Source organism: Actinacidiphila cocklensis (assembly GCF_907177275.1).
GTDB lineage: Bacteria > Actinomycetota > Actinomycetes > Streptomycetales > Streptomycetaceae > Actinacidiphila > Actinacidiphila cocklensis.
In genome coordinates this window covers 46603-69121 of the sequence record NZ_CAJSLV010000047.1, presented here as the reverse complement: position 1 = coordinate 69121, position 22519 = coordinate 46603, and the positions used below count along the sequence as shown (strand labels likewise).

12 protein-coding genes and 1 pseudogene are annotated in these 22519 nt (G+C 71.5%); 7 read left to right on the top strand and 6 right to left on the bottom strand.

Annotated elements, in window-relative coordinates:
- Window positions 1-63 precede the first annotated feature (63 nt).
- Complete coding sequence (locus tag NFU81_RS10590; protein ID WP_251487968.1) at window positions 64-4809, top strand: phage tail protein; 4746 nt, start codon at window positions 64-66, stop codon at window positions 4807-4809.
- Window positions 4806-5450: a hypothetical protein gene (locus NFU81_RS10585; RefSeq protein WP_251487966.1), complete on the top strand. Its 645-nt coding sequence runs from the start codon at window positions 4806-4808 to the stop codon at window positions 5448-5450. Before NFU81_RS10590 ends, NFU81_RS10585 begins: the two co-directional genes overlap by 4 nt.
- Here NFU81_RS10585 and NFU81_RS10580 read toward each other — a convergent pair.
- The 5 genes and pseudogenes from NFU81_RS10580 to NFU81_RS10560 all read right to left on the bottom strand — a co-directional run bounded on the left by NFU81_RS10580 (window position 5440) and on the right by NFU81_RS10560 (window position 12997).
- Window positions 5440-7695, bottom strand: coding sequence for an ATP-binding protein (locus NFU81_RS10580; protein WP_251488161.1), 2256 nt, complete (start codon window positions 7693-7695; stop codon window positions 5440-5442). The two genes, NFU81_RS10585 and NFU81_RS10580, sit on opposite strands and share 11 nt — an antisense overlap.
- 65 nt (window positions 7696-7760) lie before the next feature.
- Window positions 7761-8498: a Pvc16 family protein gene (locus NFU81_RS10575; RefSeq protein ID WP_251487963.1), complete on the bottom strand. Its 738-nt coding sequence runs from the start codon at window positions 8496-8498 to the stop codon at window positions 7761-7763.
- A 54-nt stretch (window positions 8499-8552) separates the two neighbouring features.
- A complete protein-coding gene (locus tag NFU81_RS10570) occupies window positions 8553-11258 on the bottom strand; it encodes an HYR domain-containing protein (protein WP_251487960.1) in 2706 nt (901 codons plus the stop codon).
- Window positions 11259-11427: 169 nt separating this feature from the next.
- Window positions 11428-11604 (bottom strand): annotated as a pseudogene (locus tag NFU81_RS41590) (phospholipase); the annotation flags it as partial.
- A gap of 370 nt (window positions 11605-11974) precedes the next feature.
- Window positions 11975-12997, bottom strand: coding sequence for an LLM class flavin-dependent oxidoreductase (locus NFU81_RS10560; RefSeq protein ID WP_251487958.1), 1023 nt, complete (start codon window positions 12995-12997; stop codon window positions 11975-11977).
- A 283-nt stretch (window positions 12998-13280) separates the two neighbouring features.
- Between NFU81_RS10560 and NFU81_RS10550 the strand changes: the two genes are divergently transcribed.
- The 3 genes from NFU81_RS10550 (at window position 13281) to NFU81_RS10540 (ending at window position 15997) form a co-directional block, all read left to right on the top strand.
- Window positions 13281-13454, top strand: a complete 174-nt coding sequence (locus NFU81_RS10550) for a hypothetical protein (RefSeq protein ID WP_251487957.1) — start codon at window positions 13281-13283, stop codon at window positions 13452-13454.
- Between the two features lie 2 nt (window positions 13455-13456).
- On the top strand, window positions 13457-13903 hold the full coding sequence (locus NFU81_RS10545; protein ID WP_251487955.1) for a hypothetical protein: 447 nt from the start codon (window positions 13457-13459) through the stop codon (window positions 13901-13903).
- A 345-nt stretch (window positions 13904-14248) separates the two neighbouring features.
- The gene (locus NFU81_RS10540; RefSeq protein ID WP_251487953.1) at window positions 14249-15997 is read left to right on the top strand and encodes an NlpC/P60 family protein; all 1749 of its coding nucleotides are present in this window, start codon (window positions 14249-14251) and stop codon (window positions 15995-15997) included.
- Between the two features lie 130 nt (window positions 15998-16127).
- Here NFU81_RS10540 and NFU81_RS10535 read toward each other — a convergent pair whose 3' ends face one another.
- Window positions 16128-17087, bottom strand: coding sequence for a DMT family transporter (locus NFU81_RS10535; RefSeq protein ID WP_251487951.1), 960 nt, complete (start codon window positions 17085-17087; stop codon window positions 16128-16130).
- Between the two features lie 98 nt (window positions 17088-17185).
- Here NFU81_RS10535 and NFU81_RS10530 point away from each other — a divergent pair, with 98 nt between their 5' ends.
- Both NFU81_RS10530 and NFU81_RS10525 read left to right on the top strand, forming a co-directional pair.
- Window positions 17186-18076: a LysR family transcriptional regulator gene (locus NFU81_RS10530; protein ID WP_251487949.1), complete on the top strand. Its 891-nt coding sequence runs from the start codon at window positions 17186-17188 to the stop codon at window positions 18074-18076.
- A gap of 390 nt (window positions 18077-18466) precedes the next feature.
- A complete protein-coding gene (locus tag NFU81_RS10525; RefSeq protein WP_251487947.1) occupies window positions 18467-22498 on the top strand; it encodes a glycoside hydrolase family 3 C-terminal domain-containing protein in 4032 nt (1343 codons plus the stop codon).
- The last annotated feature ends 21 nt before the right edge of the window (window positions 22499-22519 follow it).

Sequence of the window (22519 nt, the reverse complement as noted above, 5' to 3'; positions counted from 1 at the left end):
CGGCCCGCCTCGTTGCTTGCTCGCTTGTGCCGCAGGACCGGGGCAGGAGTGACCCTGGCGTTCATGGTGTGGACCGCGCGCGGGGAACGCGGAGCGGCCGAGCGGACCAGGGACCGCCCGGCCCCGTCCCACGAGCCCGCACCCTCCGTATCCACGGAGGCCGCTGCCGAGCCGGTGGCTCCGCTGAGCCGGGCGTCGGTGCAGCTGCTCCAGGGGGCGGCGGGGAATGCGGCGGTGGCGCGGTTGGTGGCGCAGCGGTATGCGGCGCCGGTTTCCCCTTCGCCGTCGCAGGCGCCGGGGATGCGCCGGGTGTCGGCGGACGTGGCGGCCAAGCGGGTGCGGCTGTCGCATCACCAGCCCGCGGCGACGGAGTCGAAGTCGGCGCAGGATGCGGCGGTGGCGCCGCCGGACGACAAGCAGGCGCAGGGCAAGGTCGCGAACTCCGCGAAGATGGACGCGGCCAAGCCAGGCGCCTTCGACAAGGCGGCGTTCATCAAGGCCGTCAACGACGCGATCGCGGCGCAGGCGCCGAAGAACCTCGACGACGCGGACAAGTTCTCCAAATCGGGCAAGGCGGAGAAGATCAAGGGCGCCGTCGACGGCAAGGTCACCGACGGCAAGAACACCTCCGCGCATGACATCACGACGACGACCAGCGCCCCGCCGGACACGTCCGCGGCCAAGGAGAAGCAGGTCACCCCGCTTCACCCGGACCAGCCCCCGGTGAACCCCGGTGCCCCGTCTGCTGCTGATGCGGCGCCGGCGCCGCAGCCGGCGGCTGTCACGGACTTCTCGCCCGGTCCGAAGCAGACCGACGAGCAGATGAAGTCCGCGGACGTGACCGACGACCAGCTCGCGAAGAGCAACGAGCCGGATTTCACGGGGGCGTTGAAGGACAAGAAGCAGGCCGACGCGCACTCGGCGACCGCGCCGGGTAAGGCGCGGGGTGCGGAGAAGCAGCAGATCTCCGCGGCGAAGTCGGGTGCGGCCGCGACGGGTGCGCACGCCATGGCGCAGCTCACGGCCACCCGGCATGCGGCGGGCAAGGCGGTGGACGGGGGCAAGGGCGGGGCGAAGTCGAAGGACGATTCCCGCCGCGTGGAGGCGACTTCCCGGCTCCAGAAGGTGTTCGACGCGACGAAGAAGGACGTCGAGGGCATCCTCGACGGCCTCGACAAGAAGGTCGACACCCAGTTCAACGCGGGCGAGGCGAAGGCACGGGCGGCGTTCGAGGCCGATCAGAAGGCCCGGATGAGCGCGTACAAGAAGAAGCGGTACGGCGGCTGGCTGGGCGGCGCGAAGTGGGCGAAGGACAAGCTGCTGGGGATGCCGAAGGAGGCGAACGACCTCTTCCAGATCTCCCGCCGGCTCTACGTCACCCAGATGCAGAACGTGATCTCGTCGGTCGCGGACACGATCGGCACGGAGCTGGGCAAGGCGAAGTCCCGTATCGCGACAGGCCGTCAGCAGCTCACGGCGGAGGTGAACAAGCTCCCCGCGGACCTGCGCACGTACGGTCAGGACGCGGCCGAGGACTTCGCGGGGAAGTTCGACGACCTCGAATCGGAGGTCAACGACAAGTCCAAGCAGCTGGTGCAGGACCTGGCGACGAAGTACACGCAGGCGCTGCACAATATCGACGACGAGATCAAGAAGCTCCAGGACGCCAACAAGGGCCTGGTGTCCAAGGCAGTCGGCGCGATCGCGGGCGTGATCAAAACCATCATGGAGCTCAAGAACCTCCTGATGGGCGTCCTGGCGAAAGCAGCCTCGGCGATCAGCAAGATCATCAAGAACCCGATCGGGTTCCTGAACAACCTCGTCCATGCCGTCGGCGCCGGTTTGAAGCTCTTCGTTCAGAACATCGCCGACCACCTCAAAAAAGGCCTCGTGTCCTGGCTGCTCGGCACCGCGGTCAAGGCGGGCCTGAACCTGCCTTCGTCCTTCGACCTGAAGGGCATCATCCAGCTCATCACCGGCCTGCTCGGCCTGACCTGGGCCAACATCCGCGCCCGCATCACCTCCAAGGGCATCCCCGACCAGGCCATGACCGAGGTCGAGAAGACCGTGCCGGTCGCCCAGAAGCTCGCGAAGGAGGGCCCGGCGGGCGTCGAGCAGGAGATCGTCAAGGACGTCGGCGACCTCAAGGCGACCATCCTGGGCAAGCTCACGACCTACCTGATCCCCACCGTCATCATCGCCGGCATCACCTGGATCCTGTCCCTGCTCAACCCCGCCTCCGCGTTCGTCCGAGCGGTCAAGGCGATCATCGACATCGTCTCCTTCGTGATCAACCAGGGCGCCCAGGTCATCGAGTTCGTCAACGCCGTCCTCGACGCCGTCATCGCCATCGCCAACGGCGGCGAAGCCGGTGTCCCCAAGATGGTCGAAACCGCCCTCGCCGCCGCCATCCCCACCCTCCTCGGCCTCCTCGCCTCCCTCCTCGGCATCGGCAACCTCGCCTCCAAAGTCAAATCCGTCTTCCACGCCGTCGCCCGCCCCGTCAACCGCGTCATCGACAAGATCGTCGGCTTCATCGTCAAGATGGGCAAGAAGATCTGGGCCAAACTCAAATCCAAGTTCGGCAAGGGGAAGAACAAGGACAAGCACGGCAAGGACAAGGACGACGAGAAGGACGCGGGATCCCTGCGGTCGACCGTGCGGGCGGCGGCGCGGCGGGGATGGGCGTCGGCCGGGGAGCTGTGCCGGACCCAGGTGGTGCGGATCGGCGCCCTCCGGGACGCGCTCGGGAAGGCGGAAAGCAAGCAGCAGGGCGCGACGATCAAGCTCGACGTCGCCGAGAGCGGCACGTCATGGCATGTCCGGGCGGAAGGCAGCAAGGGCGGCGTCCGCAAGGTGACCGCCGAGGAGGGCAAGGGCTGGATCGCCGAGGACGGGCCCGGCGAGCGCTGGTACGCCGCGCAGAACATGTCGTCCTTCAACGGCTCGCTCATCGACGGAGCCTTCCAGCAGCTGGAGCAGAGCCCGGACGACGACTCGTCCGACCTCCATACCGGCTATCAGATGAAAGTCGCCGCCGGGCAGAAGGTGGAGCAGCAACAGCAGGCCCGCCTCGACAGCAAGCTGAAAGGCATGCGCTTCAGCGTCGCGATGGAGCCCTACCGCAGCGTCGAGAAGGACAAGACGATCCGGACCACGATCGGCGTCACCCCCAACGCCAGCAAGAAGGAGGCCGACGTCCCCGTGAAGGGGGGGCCGTTCCCCTTCGTCCTCGGGGAGGCCCAGGCGCCCATCACCACGGAACGGCTCGGGGCGGTGAGGGAGAACGTGGAGCACTTCGGCGAGTCCATGCACGACGGGAAGGACGACACGACGGGTTTCGTGGTGAACATGGCCGCCCTGCTGAAGGAGGTGGGGCCCGATGTCGCCGCCCGCTATCTGGACCAGGCGTGGGACGGCTCGGACCGCGAGAACAGCGCCCTGACGAGGACCGCCGTCGTGACGGGTATCAACACGATCAAGTCGCTGGACAAGGAGAAGGACGAGGCGGGGCGGAACGCGGTCACGAACGCGATCTCCGGCGTCACCCAGCCGAGCGGGCTCCGTATGGCCGTCTTCGGCTTCCAGTGGGCTCCGCGCTGGAAGCACGAGGACGGCAAGTCGGTGTCGTTCGCGGAGGTGCAGCAGGCCTTCGACCGCATCAAGGGAGAGGACGGCGAGGCCCGGGCCAAGGCCATGGCCGAAGAGGGGAATCTCTCGGCCGAGAAGCTGCCCTACGGCGTGTTCCGGGAAGAGGTGCTGGGGTCATCCTACACGAGCAAACTGGTCGACGTCCTCTCCAAGGTCAACCGGCAGGTGCACATCCTGAGCCAGGACGCCGACGGCGGCGTGCAGGCTGTCGGAGGCGGGGGTGTGCTCACCGAGTACACGCGGATCCTCTCGGAGTTCGAGCGCCATCCGCTGCTCACGGTCGGCGGCTACACCTTCGACGGGTTCAACTGGGAGGGTCTGGCCACCTCGCGCACCAAGCAGTTGACGACCCTGGCCAACGCGATCGACCGTGCCATCCGCGTGGCGATAGCCAAGCTGCATCCGCAGATGCTCTACCCGACCGAGCCGAACATGCTCATCAAGGCGTCGGACCGGGACCACGGCGACGGTGTGTTCCAGAACGAGGGCGTGGTCGCCGGGCTTCGGTCGACACAGGGCTCGTTGTACGGGATCGGCCAAGCGGAGGGCCGCCAGCTCAGGAACAACCTCATGGCGGCCTACGGAGGCGACTTCTCGATGGCCTACACGCCCGACGCCGCTACCGTGACGAGTCCGCTCCCGTACAGACCGGCCCGCGGGCTCAAGGTAGGTCCTGAGGAGGTCCACGCGACGGCGAAAGGCGAGAAGTTCCCGGACAACAACCGGAGCCTCCACCCGATGTACGCGCTCATCGTCCAGTCGCAGTCCTTCGCGAGTGCGCGGACCCTCGCCCGGGAATACCGGCAGGCCGATCCGAGGCTCGGCTCGAGCGACCAAAAGCGCCTCCGGGAGGACATCTTCGTGGAGGTCGAGGAAGTCGCCAAGATGATGGCCGACAACCCGTCTCTAACGGCGGACAGCCCGGAGATCGTCCGGCGGTTCAACGCCCTCGACGCAGAAGTGGAGGCCCGGGCCGCCCGGCTCAATGGTCTGGGCAAGGCAGGCTCGCGGCAGGCGCTGGAGCATGCGCGCGACCTGACGAAGGAGATCGTCGGCGCGCTGACGGCGGACGAGCTGAAGGGTGTATGGGCGCAGGTGAAGAAGGTTCTGGACGAGGTCATGGCGGCCCGGCGGCCCAGCGAAGGAGGCTTTCTGTGACGGACGGTGAGGAGCAGCGCGGGGAGCGGTCACGCGCCGACTACGCGTCGATGGTCCGTGCGGCGATCGCGCTGTACGGCGAGGGCCGCACGCCGCGGGAAGTCCTGCGGGAGCTGTATGGGGTCGGATTCCCGGAGGAGTTCTTCCTGCTCGCGCAAGCCGACCCCTACACACTCGACCTCAGCGTGGATCTGACCTGGCAGCCATGGGAGTTGGCCACCTCCCCGGACGAGGGCGGTCCCGCGCCGCAGCCCGGGAGCGCCGGGGGGAGCGAGCGGGTGATCCTCGCCTCCGACCCGGACCTGCTGCCGCTCGTGCGTCTCCTGACTGACTCCGGGAATTACGGGCGGAAGTACGGCTGCTACCGCCTGAGCGAACTCGCCGCGGGCCGTACGACCACGTACTTCGTACGGGAACTGGACGGCAGGTGCGGCGAGCCGGTACGCGCGGCCGACTCGCTGCTGGACCTCCTCTACGAGCAGCAGGCCGCCGTCCACCGGGAGTTGGAGGAACAGCACGCGAGCCCTGCCAACCGCGGTGCCGGTTCGGTCGACCGGCAGGAGATCGACGAGGCGTGGTCGATCCTCGAAAGCATCGAACAACTCCGCCTCCAGGTCCCCGACCGCCCCACTATGTCGTGAGCAGGTGCGCATACTCGCCGAATTCCGAGGGCAAGGTCAGGCGGCCGAGCTTCTGGTATTCGCGCTGCACCGCGTGGATGAGCATCGGCATCGTCAGCTCCGTGCCGGCCTCAGCCGCGAGGTAGGCGGCGGTCACTGCGATGGAGCGGATGTTGCCGCCGGCCAGTTCGAAGGACTGGGCGCAGAAGTCGAGGTCCAGGGGGGAGTCGGGGGGGAGGACGGGGCGGAGGGCGCGGTGCCAGAGGAAGTGGCGCTGCTCCGCGTCGGGGAGGGGGAAGTCGACGACGAGGTCGAGGCGGCGGGTGAAGGCGTCGTCGAGGTTCGCGCGGAGGTTGGTCGCGAGGACGGCCAGGCCGTCGAAGGTCTCCATCCGCTGGAGCAGGTACGCGCTCTCGACGTTGGCGTACCGGTCGTGCGCGTCCTTGACCTCCGAGCGCTTGCCGAAGATCGCGTCGGCCTCGTCGAAGAGCAGCACGCCGTTGACGCCGGCGGCCTCGCTGAAGATGCGTTCGAGGTTCTTCTCCGTCTCGCCGATGTACTTGTCGATGACGGTCGCCAGGTCGACCGTGTAGAGGTCGAGCCCGAGGTCCTTCGCGATGACCTCCGCGGACATCGTCTTGCCCGTGCCCGAGTCGCCGGCGAAGAGGGCGGTGACGCCGCGGCCGCGTCCGCCGCCCGGGCGCATGCCCCACGCGCCGAGGACGAGGTCGCGGTGCCGGGCGCGGGCGGCGAGTTCGTGGAGCTGGGAGAGCGGGTCGGCGGGCAGCACGAGGTCGTCCCAGCCCACCGCGGGCTCGACGCGCCGGGCCAGCCGGTCCAGGCCTGCGGCGTTCTGGGCGCGGGCGCCCGCCCGTACGTGGTCGGCGTCCAGCGGGCCGTCCGAGAGCAGCGCGGCCTGGGCGGTGCTGCGGGCGGCACGGGTGATCTGGTCCGGCGTGAGGAGGAAGGGCGCGAGCGTGCGCCGTACGTCGAGGTCGTCCGGCACCGGGGCCTCGTACGTGCGGGCCCACAGCGCCGCCCGCGTCACCGGGTCGACCCGCGGGGCGTGCAGCAGCAGCGGGGGCCGCGTGGACCACGCGGCGTCCCACGGGGTGCGCCCGACGAGGACGGTGAGCGGCGCGGTGTCGGCCAGCAGCCGTAGCGCCTCGGTGCGTTCGGGCGTGAGCGCTTCGAGCGGCGCGCACACCAGGCCCGCGCCCGTGAGCCGCGCCTCGCGGGCCAGGACGCGTACGGACTCCCCGGGGTGCGGGTCCTGGGCGAGGCGCAGCAGGTCGACACCGAGGACGCGGTGGCCCGAGCGCAGCAGCGCCGCCGCGGCCAGCGCGGTGCCGGCGCCGCCCTGCTCCTCGCGCAGGTGGGCGAGGCGGACGCCGTGGGCCAGGGCGCGGGCGAGGACGTCCGGGTCGCCGACGCCGGGGACGTCGTGCCAGGGCGTGAGCAGGTCGGCGAGTCGCGGGGCGGGGGTGTCGTCGCCCAGCAGGTGGCCGGCGACGCGGTCGGGCACGCGCAACGACCGGCTGAGAAAGGGCCGTTCGGTCTCCTCGACCACCAGCAGGCCGCCCGCCCGCAGCGGCGCCTGCGGCGCGAGCCGCGCCCGCGCGTGCGGGTCGGCGGCAGCCCGCCCGCTCAGCCCGAGGGCCAGCCCGACGGTGGGGCGGCAGCGCGCGACGTGGTCGTTGAGGTAGCCGTAGAACTGCTCGAAGCGGTCGTCCAGGTCGGGGACGAGCGCGATGAGCAGGATCTCGACGTCGAGCGGAGTGAGGTCGAAGGCCCGGGCGAGGTGGCGCAGCCGGGAGGCGCCACCGGCGGGGGCGGTGGCGCGCACGGGGCTGCCGCCGTCCAGGGGGCCGCCGAAGGGGCCGGCGCCGAAGCCGTGGCCAGGGCTGGCACCGAGCGCGCTTCCGGGGCTGCCGGTGAAGAAGCCGTCGGTGGAAGGGCTGTTGCCGGGAGGGCCGTCGGCGAAGGGTGCCCCGCCGACCGCGCCGCCACCCGGGAAGCCGCCGCCGGGCGGACCCTCGGACGCGTCCGCCAACGCCTCAGCCGCCGCGAAGCGTTCGGCGTCGGTCTGGTCGGGTCCGGCGAGCGAGCGGCCCTCGTCCAGCAGCCGCCGCACCGTCTCGTCGCTGAGGTAGAGCCCGCGGAAGGCGTCGTCCGGCTGCGGGTCGACCGCCTGCCGGGCGTCCACGGCCCGCCGCACCCGCTCCTCGACGAGCGCGGCCCGGGCGAGCAGGTGCCGCAGGCTCAGGTCGGTGGGCGGGACGACGCCGTACGACCCGCCCGCATAAGGCTCCTCCGCCGCGGGCTCCGCGCTCACTGGTCCTCCGCCACGCGGGACCTGATGCCCGACCGGCGGGGCTCGCGCGGCTCGCGCTGCGGTGGCGCGGGCACGTCCGGCCTGCCGCCGTAGACGGGGAGTTCCGCTCCGGACGGCGCCCGGGCGGGCGGGCGCTCCGGCGGCGCCGCGGGGGGCGGGACGCCCTCGGAGAAGCCGAGCCGCAGCCCGTCCTCGCCGACCGGCGGACCCGCCGCGTACACCGGCGACTCCGTCACCGGCACGCTGATCACCAGGTCCAGCGACGGCTTCAACTCGCCCCCGAGCGCGCTCCATACGTCCGCGAACGACCGGTCCTCCGGCGGCGGCAGCGCCACGCTCATCGGCACGGAGACGCCCAGTTCGGACAGCGTGCCGCTGAACCGCTCGGGCGACAGCGCCTCGTAGCGCAGCAGGCACAGCAACAGCGAGGACAGCAGCCGGTGTTCGTCCTCCGGGCGGCGCGTCCAGGCGGTGATCAGGTACGAGAGCTTGAAGTAGCGGGGAGGGCGACGGCGGGCCGTGACGGTGCCGTGCTCGTCGTACTCGTTGAGCAGGCCGCGCTCGCGCCGCCGCATGTCCTCGCGGATGTCGTACAGGTAGAGGTTGACGGTCGGGGCGTTGACCTTGGCCGCCCAGTCGCGCGTGGGGGCGTCGAAGACGACCGCGACCTGCCCGCCCGCCAGCGGTTCCGCACGGAAGAGGGCGCGCAGGGCCTCGTCGACCTCGTGGATCATGTGCCTTCCCTCCTCCGTCGGTTGCCTGCGGCTCCGTACGTCCGCGGCAGGGACTCAGCTGCGGGCCGCGAAGTCCGGTGGCTGCACGGTCTGCTGCACGACCAGCACCGGCACCGGCACCGGCGGGTCGTAACGGGTCGGCGCGGACCGCACGTTGCGCGCGCCCAGCACGTCGCGGGGGAGGATGAGGACCTGCGCCGCGAACGTGCCGTCCGGCGCGACGAGCGCGGGGTCGGTCCGGGCCGTGATCCCGCGGCTCCACGACAGCGGAACGGCCGTCCCCGGCGGGAAGTCCGTGCCACGCACCACGACCACGTCGCCGGGCCGGGCGACCGTCGGGGTGACCGTCAGCTTCGGCTGGAGGACGCGGATCGGGGCGGTCGCGGTGTTGTCGGCCGTCCGCGGGTCGGCGGGCGAGCCGTGCACGTTGACGCGCACGGTGCCGGTGAGCGGCACGTGGTAGACGGCCTGCTGGAGCAGCGTGACCCGGCCGCCCGGCGGGATCGTGCACGGCTTCGCGCTCGTGCACGCCGTCGGCGCCCCGACGCTGCTCCGGCCGGCGACGGTCGCCGGCCACGCCGACGACACGACCACGCCGGTGGCGGCCCGCGGGCCGGTGTTGGTGATCGTGACCTGCGCGAGCGTACGGGCGCCGGTGTACGCCGGAGCGGGCCCGACGCCGATGTGCACGGCGAGGTTCGCCTGGTTCGGGATGGGCTTCGGGAGCACCGTGAACGTCGCCTTCGCGGCGCCGGTGTTGCCCGCGCTGTCGGTCGCCGTGCAGGTGACGGTCGTGGTGCCGAGCGGGAAGAGCGAGCCGGAGGCGGGCGTGCAGCTGACGGGCAGCGGGCCGTCGACGGCGTCGGTGGCGGTAGCGGTGTAGCGGACGCGCGCGCCCTGGGAGCCCTGTGCCTCGACGGACCGGCTGTCGACGGCCACGACGGGGGCGGTGACGTCGCGGACGGCGATGCCGATGATCTCCTGGTAGTCGTTGGCGGGCTCGGGCAGCGGGGCCCCGGGACCGCCGGTGGTGCCGGTGGTGGTTGCGGCGGTCGTGCCCGTGGTCGTACCGGACGACGTACCCGTCGTCGTGCCGGTGGTGGTTCCGGCGGTCGTGCCCGTGGTCGTACCGGACGACGTACCCGTCGTCGTGCCGGTGGTGGTTCCGGCGGTCGTGCCCGTGGTCGTACCGGACGACGTACCCGTCGTCGTGCCGGTGGTCGTACCGGACGACGTACCCGTCGTCGTGCCCGTGGTCGTACCGGACGACGTACCCGTCGTCGTGCCCGTGGTCGTACCGGAGTCCGTGCCCGTACCGCCCATACCGCCCGTCGCGCCGTCGCAGCCCCCCACGCCGCCGAGCAGGCCCGCTCCCGCGCCCGCGACGAGGCCGTCCGGACCGGCGATCAGGCCGGTGCCGAGTCCGGCCACCAGGCCCCAGTCGCAGGCCGCGTTGCCGCCGCCCACGCCTGCGGCGAGGCCCACTCCGGCGACGGTGCTGCCTGGGCTGCCCGTTCCCGCTGCCGTACGGTCCGTCGTCGCGGGCGTGCCCGTCACCCCGTCCTCGCCGGACGACGTCGTTCCCGGGGCGGCAAGGGCCGTACGGACCGGGCCCGTTCCTGATCTGTTGCGTACGGGCGCCGCGGTCACGACGTCGGGGGCCTCGCCTCCAGGCACCTTGCCGTCGAGCAGGAACTGCACGGCGCAGGTCAGTTCGGTACCCTGCGGCGCGTCGGGGGCGACGGTGATCGTCTCGTCGAAGGACGCGGTCTCGCCGCTGGTGACCGTCCTGGTGGCGGGGGCGAGGCTCACAGTGAGCGCGGGGTCGCAGCCGACGGTCTCGTACGTGACGGTGGTCGGCAGGTTGACCAGGCCGTCGCTGATGGCCTGGGCCACGGCGTTCTCGTTGACGCCCGATATCAGCTTGCCGCCGGTGGCGTCGACGACCTTGGTCGCCTCGTCGGGGTCGTGTGTCCCCTCGTGGTTGTCGGGCGTGTCGCCATCGCCGTCGAGGCCGTCTCCCAGGACGGTGTCGATGTCGACGGCCAGCACCCGGACACCCGCGGTCTTCAGCGCGCCGATGGTGTCGTCGAGGGAGTGGTTCACGCTGGGGTCGTGGCTGGAGGCGTCCCCGATCAGGACGACGATCGGACTGGCCTCCGGCCGGAAGGTGATGCGTCCGCTCGCCCCGTTGGCTATCTGCCAGAGCCCGTTGATCCAGTCCTCGGCGGGGCCGGGGCTGCCGTAGCCGCGTTCCGCCGTGAGCTCGGTGAACCACGTGTCCTTCATGTCGCTGACGTCCGACGTCAGCTGGTGCTCCACGGTGAAGACGTCCGCGCCGTCCGTCACGTCCCCGTAGGCGGTGAGGGCGAAGCGCGCGTCGGGCTGTTGCCGGAGGACGTTCGTCGCCACGTTCTGCATCGAGCCGGCGACGTTGCTGATGCTGTCCTTCATGCTGCCGGTGTCGTCGATCATCAGCACGACGTCCGGCCGCGGCGGAATCGTCGGCGTGTCCACCGTCTTCGCCACGTGAGTCGACTCCCCGGGCGCCAGCGCCTGGTCCACTACCTGGGGGTTCACCGGCGGCCCGGCGACCGACGGGGAAGGCCCCGCCGCAATGCCGGGGACGGCCCCGGCGACGAGCACGAGCCCGGCGACCAGGGTGCCGAGCCGCAGCGTGCGGCTCGCGGACCGGCCGGGCCGCGCCCCTGGGGCACCGGCACCGGCTTCCCTACCGCCGACGTGCTGACGCTTGCGCACCGAACCCCCAGCTCCCGGAAACTGCACCAGCCGACACCGTCGCGTGCGCGGGCCGGAATGGGCAGCGCGGAGCGGGTCAAACCATCGGGTACGAAAGGGCTGCCTCTTCGGACACCTTGCCCTCCGGGGTGGGCGGGGGCCGGACAACGGCCCCCGCCCACCGAGTGGTTCAGGAGGCGTTCGTCGCGGGTGCGACGCTGCCGAAGACATCCACGGCGTGGAAGTACGTCCACGCCGTGGAGTCTCACGCGGACTTCGTCACGCCGGACTACTTCGCGCAGACCCGCTTGGGGTCGGCGAAGAGCATGTTGTCCAGCCGGGCACTGTTGGCGGTGAAGGTGCCGGCGCCGGCGTCTGCCAGCGGTGTCGTGCGCCGTGCTGGACGGCTTCCGGTCCGCGTCGAGGCTGGGTGCTCAGTCGCCCAGAGAAGCAGTCGAGAACGGCCGTCGGTAGCCAACGCTGGCCATCGGGAAAACGCCAGTTCAGCGCAGGATCGGCGGCTTCGCCGCAGGTCAGAAGGGTGGCCGAATGGTTCAACCCCGCCACGACGCTCGACCGCTCGAAGATTGGCGTCTGACCTGCGGCGGAGCGAGCGGGTGGCCCCACGGACACCCCGTGCTCGGTCTGCTGTGCCTGCCGGTCGGCGGTGGCTGTCGCCTGGTGCAGCCCTGGGCGCTGTGGCCCAGGGCTGCTGCTCGGCCGGGGGGTGCGGCGGGTCAGCGCCAGCCGAGGGCGGGGGCGACGTGGGTGAGGATGTTCTCCAGGACGTGGCTGTTGTAGTCGACGCCGAGCTGGTTGGGCACCGTCAGCAGCAGCGTGTCGGCCTCCGCGATCGCCTCGTCCTCGGCGAGCTGCCCGACCAGGGCGTCCGGCTCGGCGGCGTAGGTGCGGCCGAAGATTGCGCGTTTGCCGGCGTCGAGGTAGCCGATGTGATCGGCGCTGTCGCTGTCGCCGCCGAAGTAGGCGCGGTCCTGGTCGGTGGTGAGCGCGAAGACGCTGCGTGAGACGGAGACGCGGGGCTCGCGCTCCCAGCCCGCCTCGGCCCACGCCTTGCGGAAGGCGCGGATCTGCGCGGCCTGCTGGACGTGGAAGGGGGCGCCGCCCTCGTCGTCCTTGAGGGTGGAGCTCATCAGGTTCATGCCGAGCTTGGCCGCCCAGACGGCGGTGGAGTCCGACCCCGCCCCCCACCAGATGCGGTCGCGCAGCCCCTCCGCGTGCGGCTCGATGCGCAGGAGGCCGGGCGGGTTGGCGAACATCGGCCGCGGGTTGGGCTGGGCGAAGCCCTTGCCCTGGAGGACGGACAGCAGCACCTCGGTGTGCTTGCGGGCCATGTCGGCCTCGGTGTCGCCCTCACCGGGTGCGTAGCCGAAGTAGCGCCAGCCGTCGATGACCTGCTCCGGGGACCCGCGGCTGAGGCCGAGCTGGAGCCTGCCGCCGGAGATGAGGTCCGCCGCGCCGGCGTCCTCCGCCGTGTAGAGCGGGTTCTCGTAGCGCATGTCGATCACGCCGGTGCCGATCTCGATCCGCGAGGTCCTGGCGCCGATCGCGGCGAGCAGCGGGAACGGCGAGGCGAGCTGCCGGGCGAAGTGGTGCACGCGGAAGTAGGCGCCGTCGGCGCCGAGCTCCTCGGCCGCCACGGCCAGATCGACGGCCTGGAGCAGCGCGTCAGCCGCCGACCTCGTCTGCGAGTGCGGGGTGTCGGACCAGTGCCCGAAGGACAGGAAGCCGATGCGTTTCATGCTGTCGACAACGCCGCGGGTAGCTGGTTGATTCCTAAACTATCGGCGGGCGGGCCTGTGGCCCCGCAGCCCCGGCCCGGGGTGGCGCGGCGGTCACGACACCGGCCTGGCGCGACTCGCCCGCGACCGTCGTCCAGGTGACCCGCTCGCCCGGGATCTGCTCGGTGATCTCCGCCGCGCACCGGGTCCGGCCCCGCCGATCGAGGTGCCGGGCGCCGCGCGTGGCGGACCGTTTCCGCGCGGCGTCCGGGTGTCAAGCGCCGGCGTACCTGCGTTCCGCGCCATGCCCGGGCCGGTCGAGGAGGCGCTGCTCACCCTCGACGCCGGGTGCGCGCTCATCCCGGCCGCCGGCCTGGGCGGGATGACGGCGGACATCGCACGCGAGCGGGGCGTCGACGCCTGCGCCTGGGTGCCGCCGCACGGCGGCGGCGCTGGAGGTGACAGCGCTGGGCACTGACCGTGGCCACATTCACCCTGGGGTTGCTGCTGACAGGCGGTGTCGAGGTGGTGCACGGCATCGTCCTCGGGGCGGCGGCCTTCGCCTCCCAGGCCATGGTGGCCCCGGTGATCGCGCGGCGGCTGGAGCGGGTAGACCGGGCCTGCCTCGCCCTCGGCCAGCAGAACGGCGTCACCGCGATCATCCTGGCGCTGTCGCTGCAGCCGTCGTTCCCGCGCGCGGTGGGGATCGTGGCTCCCGCGATCGTCACGGTCAACGTCCTGCACACCGTCTCCAACGCCCTGTGGCTGCGCACCCGGATGCCGAACGGGGACGCTCAGGCCTCCGCCGGGTCCGCGGTCCGCGGCCTTCCGGGGGAGTCCGGCACGGAGGCGGTGGACGGGCCGCCCTCGCCGAGCGTGAACTCCGGGTCGCGGACACCCGCCGGCCGGACGAAGCGGAGCGCGTAGGCGCGGGAGCCGGCCTGCACGACAGCGAGCCCGGCCCGGCAGCGCGCGGCATCGGGCCAGTCGGACTCCGGCAGCCCGGGGTGGTGTTCCGGCGCCCAGCGCCGCACGGATCTGTCGTCGCGTCACCTTGTGCCGGGTGCGACGCCCGCGGTTGCCGACCTCCGCTTCGGCCGGTCCTGTTGCCGCGTGCCCGACCCGCTCGGCTGACTCCCACGGGGACGTCGCCACATCCATGCCGAGGAGAGCAGGGGCGACAGCGGCCGTCGGAGGCCGGTGCCCCGGTCGCCGCAGGGCAACGGGCGGGAACGCGGGCGTGTCGGGGGGAGGGGCGGGATCATGGGCGGCATGGCGAATACTTCTCGGCGCGGCCTGCTGACAACTCTGGCCGCCTCCGCCGTCTCCGTCCCGCTCGGCAGTCTGGCCGCCACCCCGGCCCGCGCTGCCGAACCGGCAGTAGCCGTGCCGCCCTTCCCGGCTTCGACCGGGTTGACCTCGGCTCTTTCCTCCGTCGTGATGCCCCCGCTGGACGCCTCCTACTTCACCTCGGTGGCCCTGGGCAGCCCGCTCACCGCGACCGTCCTGCCCGGGACCCCGGCCCGTACCGAGGTCACCTCCGGCGGTCGGCGTGTCGCGCTGCTGACGCACGGCGCGCGGACCGTCGTACTGCCGGGACCGCAGCGGACGTTCGCCGAGAACAAGCGGCCCTTCGTGGACGACTTCCAGCGCACCCTGCCGGACCCGGCGGCCACTGACCGGCAGTACTGGGGCACCTCACCGGGCGGCGGCAGCTGGTCCACCCTCGGGCCTGCCGACACCGACTACTCGGTGGTGCCCGGGACCGGCGTCATCACCCTCACCACCGACTTCGCCAGTCGTCACGCGAGCCTGCGCGACGACGAGATCACCGACGTCGACGTGCGCTCCGTGGCCAGGTTCGACAAGGTGCCCACCGGTCAGGCGTGTTCGTACGCGCTGTCGTTCGGCTACCAGGACACCCACAACAGCTACCGGGCGCGGCTGTCCTTCCTCACCACGGGTGCGGTCGAACTCCGCGTCGAGAAGGAGGTCGCCGACACCGTCACGCAGTTGGTGCCGTCCCTGACGCTCGCGACGGGCGTGCCCGCAGGCACCGACTGGACGATCCGGGTGCGCCGGGAGGGCTCCCGCATCCTGGCGAAGGCGTGGAGTTCGGGGTCGGCGGAGCCGGCCGCGTGGGCCGTCGACGTCAGCGACTCCACCTTCCCCAAGGGCAGGGTGGGCCTGCGTGCGCTGGCCAACAGCGGATGCACCAACCTGCCGGTCAGGCTCCTCGTCAGCCGTCTCCAGGTGGATGCCGCGAACTGGGACGTCCCGCCGAGCGTGACGCACGGCGACTGGGTGCGGGTACTGTCCCAGCCCTTCGACGGTACGTGGACCGGCGAGGTGGAGCAGACGATACGGGCCTGGGCCGGTTCCACGGCTCCTGACGTGCTCGCGCACGCCGCGATGTTCCTGGCCGGGGCGCAGGCGGTGACGGCCGGGTCGGGGCCGGCCCAGGGTAGGCAGGTGCTGGGCGAGGCCGGGTACGGCTACCTGGATCCCCAGGGCTTCCGTTACGAAGGAGCCGACTTCCACGAGTACATGAACGTCGGCTGGACCTTCGACGACGGCGCCTACACCGGCCCTTCCGGCAAGCAGGTCGGCAACCTCGACTGCTCGGGCTACACGCGCATGGTGTTCGGCTACCACATGGGAGTGCCGCTGGCCGCGGACGCGGACACCTCCCGGCTGCGAATCCCCCGCCGGTCCGGCCAGATGGCCGACTACGCACCCGGTGTGCTGATCGACAGGACCGACGGCGTCCATCCGCCCGCCGCCTCCCTGCTCCAGCCCGGTGACCTGGTGCTGTTCAACGCCGACTCCGGGGACGACAACCCGACGGTCACCGTCGATCACGTCGGGATCCACCTGGGCGCGGACGCGGCCGGCAAGCGCCGCTTCCTCTCCAGCCGCAAGACCGTCAACGGACCCACCATGGCCGACCTCGGCGGTGCCTCGCTCCTGGACGGCACGGGCACTTACGCCCAGAAGCTGCATACGGTGCGCCGCATCTGAGCGGTGCGCCGTTCGGAGGGGGCCGCCCTGCGGTCAGACGGGCAGTTCGGCGCGGAAGGCCGTCGCCGCGTCACCGATGATGGACACCGGCAGGTCTTCGGCGCCCTCGGCGGCGCCGATGACCGCGGCGTCAGCGGGAAGCGACGCGGGGCGGGCGGAGACCGTGGTCAGGTGAGCGCTTCCCCTTCTCGTACGCCGCCGCGGCCTGCGGTTTCTGGCGGCGCGTCATGCCGACGCCGACGAGGACGACGGCCATGCCCGCGACGATCCTCGGGCTGAGCGCCTCGCCGAGGACGATCGCCCCGAGCAGGACCGAGACGACCGGCAGCAGGTAGCCGACCGTCGCGGCGTTGGTCGCACCCTCGTCGGCGATGATCCGGTACGTGAGGTGGAAGGTGATCCCGGTGGCGAACACCCCCAGGACGACGACCGCGAGCAACGGCTTCGGGGAGACGTGCACCGCCGCAAGGCCGTTGGCCGGCAGGGTGAGCGCGGTCAGTCCTGTCGCGGCGACGAGCTGCGCCGCGGAGAGGGAGAGGGTGGGGACGCCCTTGCCGACGAGGTGGCGGGACATGTAGGCGAAGCCGACCGCGTAACTCGCCGCGGCGGCGGCGATGGCCGCTACGCCCCAGCCGGCCTGACCCGTCTGCGACCACGGGGCGAAGATCAGCACCGTCCCCGCGAAGCCGAGCAGGAGCCCGGCCAACCGGACGGGCCGCAGGGCGCGTTCGGTGCCCAGGACCACACCGGTCAGCACCGACCACAGCGGCGTCGTGGCGTTCAGTACGCCGGCCAGCCCGGAGCCGACGGTTCGCTCGCCGATGCTGAACAGGGCGAACGGCAGGGCGTTGCAGAAGAAGGCCGCCACGAAGATGTGGCGCCACAGGGTGCGGCCTCGCGGCAGCCGGTGGTGCGACCTCAGGCACAGAGCCAGCAGCACGGCCGCCCCCAGGACGCAGCGGGTCAAGGTGACCTGCACGGGGGCCAGGGCGGTCAGGGCCAGCTTGATCCACAGGAAGGTGGAGCCCCACAGCAGGGCGAGCACCCCCAGCCGTGCCCATGTCCATACCCTGCCTGCGGTGCTGTTCACGGCGTGTACTCCTCGTCCGGGTCCATGCCCAGGAACGATGCCCGAGCCCAGATGCAAGGACAAGCACAAAGAACTGCATCATCGTTAAGCTCATCTACATGCTTGATGTGCGACGTCTGAACCTGCTGCGGGTCGTGGTCACCAGCGGATCGATCACCGCGGCCGCCCGGAACCTCGGCTACACGCCCTCCGCGGTGAGCCAGCAGATCACCCTGCTGGAGAAGGAGGCCGGGCTCCCGCTGCTCGAACGGGTCGGGCGGGGCGTCCGGCCCACGGCGGCCGGGCGGCTCCTGGCCGGGCACGCGGGCGTCATCAGCCAGACCCTCGCCGAGGCGGAGACCCAGCTGGCCGACCTGCGCGCAGGCCGTACGGGCAGGCTGTCGATCCGCTACATCTCCTCCATCGGCCCCACCGTGGTGGCACCGGCCCTGGCCCGTCTGCGCCGGGAGCATCCGGGAGTCCAGATCGATCTCAGACTCATCGATCCCGTGGACCCGCTGCCGGCGGCTGACAGGGACCGGGCGGACCTGACCATCGTCGTGGGGCCGGACCACGGCAGCCCGCAGGGCGTCCATCTGGTGCACCTGCTCGACGACCCCTACTGCGCGGTGCTGCCCTCGGGGCATCCGCTCGCCGCGCAGCGCGCCTTCGACCTGGCCGAACTCGCCGGCGAGCCGTGGGTCGGCAGCGAACCCCCCGGCCCCTGCCTCGTGCCCATCACCGACGCCTGCGCCGCGGCCGGGTTCAGCCCCAACTTCGTGGCGACGAGCGAGGACTACGCCACGGCGCAGGCCTTCGTCGCGGCCGGACTGGGCGTGTGCCTCATCCCACGTATGGGACTGGGCAAGCGCCACCCGGGCGTCGCCGTCCGCAGGGTCCGCCGCCCCGAGCCGGTCAGGACGATCCACGCCGCGGTCCCGGAGATCACGCTCGTGCAGCCCGCCCTGCGCACATTGCTCAAGGCGCTCAAGGACGCGGCGCGGGGATAGGACGTACCCGGGCTCGCGGCGGGAGGCCGCGGCAGGACTTCCGACGATGTTAGTCAGAACATCCCTGCCGGGCTGTGGTTTGCGTCTGCTGGCGGCGGAACACCAGGAGTCGTTGGCCGCCTTTAGTCATATTGCGCCCCATCGAAAGGTGCTGGGCCGACGGCGTCCAATCGTCGGATTTTGCCTGTCAGGGCGCTGATCTGACGCTTCGTACGGGTCTGCGCGTGCCCTGCTGGAAGCCTTGACTTTTGCTCATTTCAAGCTGAACAGTGTGTCCGCGAGTTTTCATCAGTTCGGTGGGCGGCCGCGGTACGCGGTGCTCGGGAAATGAAGGAGACAACGTTGTCAGCGCTACGTTCCAGCCGGCACGGCTTCGCGAAGGAGACACCTGTGCGCTCCGGAAGACGCAGATCACCAACGGGACGGCTGCTGGCCGCCGCGGTCGCGGTGAGCGTGGTCGCCGGGGTGCCGGCGGTGGCGCGGGCGAGCTCTGCGCCTTCCGCGCGGGCCGCCGCCTCGACCCGGCCGGTCTACCTGGACACGCACTACACGTTCGCCGAGCGGGCGGCCGACCTGGTGTCCCGGATGACGCCGGCCGAGAAGACGGCGCAGCTCCAGACCAACAACGCGCCGGCCATCCCGCGGCTCGGCGTCCAGCAGTACACGTACTGGAGCGAGGGCCAGCACGGCATCAACCGGCTCGGGGCCGACACCGCGGCGGGCAGCCAGGGCGAGCTCGACGTGACGGCGACCAGCTTCCCGGTGAACTTCGCGTCCACGATGTCCTGGGACCCGGAGCTGACGTACCAGGAGACCACGGCGATCTCGGACGAGGTGCGCGGGTTCCTCGACAAGTCGCTCTGGGGCAAAGGGCAGAACAACATCGGCCCGTCCGCGTCGGACTACGGCGATCTCACCTTCTGGGCGCCGACCGTCAACATGGACCGCGACCCGCGCTGGGGGCGGACCAACGAGTCGTTCGGCGAGGACACCTACCTGGCGTCCACGATGGCCGGCGCGTTCGTCAACGGCTACCAGGGCCAGACGATCACCGGCCGGCAGATGACCCCGTACCTGAAGGTCGCGGCGACCGCCAAGCACTACGCGCTGAACAACGACGAGAACAGCCGGCACACCCAGAGCGCGAACACCACCGACGCGAACACCAGGGACTACTACACCAAGCAGTTCGCCGCCCTCGTGCAGAACGCGCACGTCTCCGGCGTGATGACGTCGTACAACGCGGTGAACGGCACGCCGGCGCCCGCGGACACCTACACGGTGAACGAACTGCTGCAGGCCACCTACGGGTTCGGCGGGTACACCACCTCGGACTGCGGTGCGATCGGTGACGTCTACTCCTCCGGCGGCCACAACTGGGCGCCCCCGGGATGGACGACCAACGGCACGACCTGGACGAACACCGCCACCGGCAAGCAGGTTCCGGCGGCGGCCGGCGGGCAGGCGTTCGCGCTGCGGGCCGGAACCCAGCTGAACTGCGCCGGCGGGGAGTTGACGGCGCAGAACATCGACGCGGCGATCACCATGGGCATACTGACGCCCGGGGTGATCGACAGCGCGCTGGCGAAGCTGTTCACGGTCCGCATGCAGACCGGCGAGTTCGACCCCGCGGGCAAGGTCGCGTACACGAAGATCACCAAGGCGCAGATCGAGTCGCCCCCGCACCAGGCGCTGGCCGAGAAGGTCGCGGCGCAGGACCTGGTGCTGCTGCAGAACAACGAGGTCACCGGCACATCGACGCCGCTGCTGCCGGCGGATCCCGCGAAGCTCGACAACATCGTCGTGGTCGGCAACCTCGCGAACACCACGACGCTCGGCGGCTACTCCGGCCGGCCGACCCTCACGGTCAACGCCGTGCAGGGGATCACCGCGGCGGCCAAGGCGGCCAACCCGTCGGCGACGGTCACCTTCGACGCGTGCGGCACCACGACGACCGCCACGGCGCCCGCCGAGTGCTCGGCCGCAACGCAGGCCGCGGTCAAGACGGCGGACCTGGTCGTCGTCGCCGTCGGCTCGGACATGGGCGTGGCCGACGAGGGCACCGACCGCTCTGCGCTGTCCCTGCCGGGCAACTACGACTCGCTGATCAGCCAGGTCGCCGCCCTCGGCAACCCCCGTACGGCGCTGGTCATGCAGGCCGACGGCCCCTACGACATCCAGGAGGCCCGGAAGGACTTCCCGGCGATCGTCTTCAGCGGCTACAACGGCGAGAGCCAGGGCGCGGCTCTGGCCCAGGTCCTCTTCGGCGAGCAGAACCCCTCCGGCCACCTGGACTTCACCTGGTACGCCGACGACTCGCAGCTCCCGGCGATGGACGACTACGGGCTCACTCCGTCGGAGACCGGCGGGCTCGGCCGCACGTACATGCACTTCACCGGCAAGCCGACCTACCCGTTCGGATACGGCCTGTCCTACTCCCGCTTCACCTACTCCGGCGTCCACGTCGGACCCGGCTCCGTCTCCGCCGACGGCACGGTGAACGTCGGCTTCGACGTCACCAACACCGGTACGGTCGCGGGCTCGACGGTCGCCCAGCTCTACGCTGCACCGCAGTTCACCGTTCCCGGCGTGGAGCTGCCGAAGGAGCAACTGGCCGGCTTCAAGAAGACGGCGGTGCTCGCGCCCGGGCGCACCCAGCACGTCAGCCTGTCCGTCAAGGCCGCCGACCTGAGCCACTGGGACGAGGACTCCCTCAAGCAGGTCGTCCACAACGGTGCCTACCAGTTCCGCGTCGGACCCGACTCCGCCACCGTGGCGGGCTCCGGCACGGTGCGGGTGCACGGCGCCATCACCCCGCGGGTGCAGTCGGTGACCGTCCAGCCGGCCCAGGTGGTCTTCACGCCCGGCGACTCCCTGGACCTCACCGGCACCAACCCGTGGATCGCGCCGGACACGGACCCCACGCTGGAGCAGAAGCACGCCCCCGCGGACCACATCGTCGAAGCGGCCATGAGCGACCAGTCGCTCGCGGACCTCTCCCGCGCCCACGTCACCTACCGCTCCAGCGACCCGCGGGTCGCCACGGTCGCCTCCACCGGCGTCGTCACCATGCGGGCACCCGGCGCGGCGACGATCGAGGCGACCGTGAACGGCGTGACCGGCACGACCCCGATCGTGGTGCAGAACCCGTTCAGCCTGCGGGCGGCCGGCATCGTCAAGCCGAACACCACGATCACGGCGACCGCCACGTTCGCCAACACCAGCGGGCAGGCCGTACGCGGCCTGACGTTGGACCTGACGTCGCCGAGCGGCTGGACGGCCACGCCGACCTCACCGGTCTCGCTGCCCGAGGTCGCTCCCGGCCAGACGGTGACGGCCACCTGGAGCGTCGGCATCCCGGGCTCCGCGAGTCCGGGGACGAAGGCGGAGCTGGACGCGACGGCCGCCTTCACCGGCCGCGCGGGCGCCTACTCCGAAGCCGCGGTCAGCGCGCTCACCGTGACCTCCGGCGCCACCCCGGAACAGGTCACCCCGGTGGTGACCGGAACGAACCCGCCCGCCGGTTCGCTCAAGGTGGTCGTGAACAACCCGTCGGACACCCCCACCACGGTGACCGCGGTCGACTGGAAGCTCGGCAGCGCATCGGGCACGCAGCCGGTCAGCGCGACCATCGCCCCGCAGGGGTCGGCCACCGTGGACGTGCCCGTGACGGGCATCAGCTTCGCCGAGCCCTACACGTTCACGGTGACCAGCGTCATCTCCGGCGACCTGTCCTCCGAGCCCTTCTCCGGGCATGCCACCTTCCTCCCCGTGGCCAACAAGAGCCTCGGCGACTCCTGGACGCTCGCCGACGTCCAGGACGGCCCCGCGGTCGACCTGGCCACCACCGCGGACGGCACATGGTCGACGCTGGACGGCTCGCAGCCGTACGGCGGCGCGTCCGACCTGTCGGGCAAGGTGTGGCTCGACTGGGACTCCACGAACCTCTACCTCACGGCGAATCTCACCGACGACGTCTTCTCAGAACCCGCCACCGGGGCCGACATCTGGCAGGGCGACTGCCTGCAGTTCGCGGCCACCTCGGGTGTGCCGGGGTCGTCGGCCGCGTCGAGCACCGCCTCCGTCAACGGCCACTACGAGTACGGAGCCGCCCTCACCTCGGCCGGCGCCCAGCTCTACCGCTGGATCGCCCCGACCGAGGGCAGCGGCCAGGTCACGAACGCGACCGTCCACGTGACCAGGGACGAGGCGGCCCACACCACTCTGTACCAGCTGGCGATCCCGTGGAGCGACCTCACGTCGGTCCAGCCGGCGGCGAACACCGTGTTCTCCTTCGCCCTCGACGTCAACGACAAGGACAACGGGGTGCGCAAGGGCTACATGCAGTGGGGTGACGGCATCGGCTCGAGCAAGGACGTCAGCGGCTTCGACATGGCGCAGCTGATGCCCGCCGGCGCATAGCGGCAACGCCGGCGCCACGCC